The sequence below is a fragment of the Ohtaekwangia sp. genome, from assembly GCF_036786105.1.
Classification (GTDB): domain Bacteria; phylum Bacteroidota; class Bacteroidia; order Cytophagales; family Cyclobacteriaceae; genus Ohtaekwangia.
This window is the reverse complement of the sequence record NZ_DAIQRQ010000067.1, coordinates 20,845-24,015: the sequence shown is the minus strand read 5'-3', so window position 1 is coordinate 24,015 and position 3,171 is coordinate 20,845. Positions and strand designations below refer to the sequence as shown.

Sequence of the window (3,171 nt, the reverse complement as noted above, 5' to 3'; positions counted from 1 at the left end):
ATTTATTAACTCGCGCCACAGGTACTTTTCATTGGGCACAAATCTTCCTGGCGCGGAAGCACGCGCGTAATGCTCGCTCCAAAAATAAATTCTAAACCCGAATGTAAACCTTTTTCTTATCCATAATATACCCCACAACCCAACACGTCAGCATAAAGAAAATGGCAAACAGGAATGATGCATTGATAGGACTGGCAAAGCTTCCAAAGAAATCTTTATAAATCCAGCGTTCCAGGCTTGCGCCTTTTACGGGGATCAGATATAGCGTAATCAGCAACAATTCTGAAAGCAAATAGATTGACAGCGGATTTCTGCCGAACACTACAAAAAAGTATGTCCACTTTTGTTTCTTTTTGATCTCGATCACAAACATCAGGATCGGTAATATCAACAGATCGAGGCCTACGGTTAACAACACAAATGAACTTGTCCATATCTTCTTGTTAATCGGGAACACCATATTCCACGTAAGTGCCAGAAAGATTAGTACGGCACCGGCCATCAATAACTTGGCGATCGTCTCGTACGAGTTGCCATTCTTCCTTATAAAGTCGCCTGCGAGGTAGCCGAAAATTACATTGACAATAGCAGGCAACGTACTTAATATACCTTCCGGATCGAAAGCTACACCTTCACCATGGTATAAATGCTTTTCTCCCAACACCAGAAAATCAAGGGAGTTACCGGCATATCCTGCTAGGCTATACGGATCGTTCGGATCACCATATATATACAGCAGCAACCAATAGCCCAGCAGCAACACAGCGCTGATAGCGATCGCTACTTTTTGAGAGCAATAATGTAGTATAATGGAACCAATCAAATAACACAATGCAATGCGCTGCAATACACCAAGTATACGTGTCTCGCCAATCGACTTCCATCCGCCTGATTCAAAATTATAGAACGGGAACCAGTACATTAAAAAGCCGAGCAGGAAAATAATGAAAAATCGTTTCAGCGTCTTTCGCCAGAAAACATTGTCGCCCAGCGATTCATATTTATACATTACAAACGCCATCGCATTACCGACAGCAAAGAGAAACGAAGGGAACACCAGATCTGTGGGAGTAAATCCATGCCAGCGCGCATGCAGTAGCGGAGCATACGCAATGTGCCAGTCGCCCGGAGAATTTACAATGATCATGAAACAGACAGTCATGCCTCGAAAAACATCGAGTGCCAAGAAGCGTTGATTTTCTGACATAGCGAGTAGAATTTAGGTCTTTGCTAAACTCACTGAATTTTTCGAGAGCTCCAAGTGCACACAAGCACATTTTAGGAGAAAGTATAAATCTGGTATAAGCGGAAAATTTATACCCTGACTTACTTCAACTTTTCATTCTGCTGATGGCGATCCTTATCGCGCAGTGTTTTCTTCTGAAGGTTCTTCTCGAATGCCTCTGTCAGGTTAATGCCCGTCTGGTTAGCCAGACAGATTACTACCCACAACACATCGGCCAGTTCATCGCCCAGCTCTTTATTCTTATCCGACTCCTTCTCCGATTGTTCGCCATACCGCCTGGCCATGATACGTGCCACTTCGCCAACCTCCTCGGTAAGTATAGCCATATTGGTAAGCTCATTAAAATAACGTACACCGGTGGTATTGATCCACTTGTCTACCTGCCGTTGCGCTTCTTCGATCGTCATATATAGTTATCCTAAATAGTGCTGTGTTATAGCTGTTCAAAGTCGATGTCCAGAACTTCATAGTTCTTCCAGCCTGTAAAATCGTAATGCCACCACTCTGATCCATTTACTTTAAAACCTTGCTTCCTCATCACGTCTATAATGAGCGCGCGGTTTTTTCGGGCCTCCGGATCTTTTACAGGGGTTGATGGCCACGCTTCCTTCTGAAAAGAATCATATCCGGTCGGCATCTTCAATTCTTCACCGGTTTTCAGGTTTATCAACGTCATATCAATAGCACAGCCCCGGTTGTGGCGCGAACCGCGATAGGGTGAGGCTACATACGTAGTATCTTTATATACCTCGTAGAATCGCACTGTTGCTTTATAAGGCCGGTAAGCATCATATACCTTTATACCAAGTCCCTGCTTTTGCAGCTCGGCCTGTGCACGCTTCAATGCCTCTGCCACGGGTTTGCGGGCATACGCTTTCGCGAGGTTATATATTTTTTCGCCGGTAAAATTGTTGGTGGTGGCGTATCGGATATCGAGCACAATACCGGGTATAAATTTCTCCAGGTCTATCAGCTCTTTATTGGGATTTAGCTTTACCGAATGCTTATACTCTTGCAAGTTGGTAACTTTTAGTCCGTATTTATACTGCGCCTGGCCTGCAATCGCCACTAACACGAAAATCAACGTATATATCTTCTTCATGATCATTTCAACAGTTGATTGTATAACGCTACATTCTCTTCATCAAAGCAACAAAAGATAACTTTTTGGATAGACTCATGTTGATCCAGAAATTTCTCTACGGTAGCCACTGCAATCTCTGCAGCGCGTTTCTTGGGGAAACCATATATACCAGTGCTGATATTCGGAAAAGCAAGGGTACCTATATTATTCGCAACGGCCAATTGCAGTGAACTTTGGTAGGCATGGGCAAGCAACCGCTCCTCATTTCTATGGCCTCCATTCCACACGGGGCCAACGGTGTGTATAACATAACGGGCTTTTAATTTCCCGCCAGAAGTGATAACCGCTTCCCCGGTTTTGCATCCGCCCTGACGATTTCTGATCGCTCTGCATTCTTCCAATATCTGTGGTCCTCCCGCACGATGAATAGCACCGTCTACACCACCTCCACCCAACAGGCTGTTATTCGCAGCATTCACAATAGCATCAACATCCAGTCGGGTTATATCACCTTGTATCAGTTCTATGCGACTCATACTTTATTTTTAGTATCGATGATGATCGTTACAGGTCCATCGTTCAGCAAATTTACTTTCATGTCGGCACCAAACTCCCCAGTCTGTACAGGTTTACCAAGTGCAACCTCCACTGCTTTCACAAATTTTTCATACAACGGTATAGCAATGTCGGGCTTCGATGCTTTTAAATAAGATGGGCGATTGCCTTTCTTCGTGCTGGCGTGTAGTGTAAACTGACTCACTATAATAACATCGCCACCGTCTTCTTTTACGCTTACATTCATTACCCCATCAGCATCGTTGAAGATACGAAGGTTTACGAT

Annotated in this window: 5 protein-coding genes; all 5 read right to left on the bottom strand. The window is 44.1% G+C overall.

Annotated features, from left to right (window positions below; all coding sequences use genetic code 11):
- Positions 1-91: 91 nt before the first annotated feature.
- Positions 92-1,207 (bottom strand): acyltransferase family protein, encoded by a 1,116-nt coding sequence (locus V7Q33_RS20130; RefSeq protein WP_333821045.1) that lies wholly within the window; start codon positions 1,205-1,207, stop codon positions 92-94.
- 119 nt (positions 1,208-1,326) lie between these two features.
- The gene (locus tag V7Q33_RS20125) at positions 1,327-1,653 is read right to left on the bottom strand and encodes a nucleotide pyrophosphohydrolase (RefSeq protein ID WP_331979333.1); all 327 of its coding nucleotides are present in this window, start codon (positions 1,651-1,653) and stop codon (positions 1,327-1,329) included.
- A 26-nt stretch (positions 1,654-1,679) separates the two neighbouring features.
- Positions 1,680-2,348 carry a M15 family metallopeptidase gene (locus V7Q33_RS20120; protein WP_333821044.1) on the bottom strand — a complete coding sequence of 223 codons (669 nt, stop codon included), beginning with the start codon at positions 2,346-2,348 and terminating at the stop codon, positions 1,680-1,682.
- 2 nt (positions 2,349-2,350) lie between these two features.
- Positions 2,351-2,866 (bottom strand): O-acetyl-ADP-ribose deacetylase, encoded by a 516-nt coding sequence (locus V7Q33_RS20115; protein ID WP_331979337.1) that lies wholly within the window; start codon positions 2,864-2,866, stop codon positions 2,351-2,353.
- Positions 2,863-3,171, bottom strand: a 309-nt coding sequence (dtd, locus tag V7Q33_RS20110; RefSeq protein WP_333821043.1) for a D-aminoacyl-tRNA deacylase, incomplete at its 5' end; no start/stop codon positions are given. The genes V7Q33_RS20115 and dtd, both read right to left, overlap by 4 nt.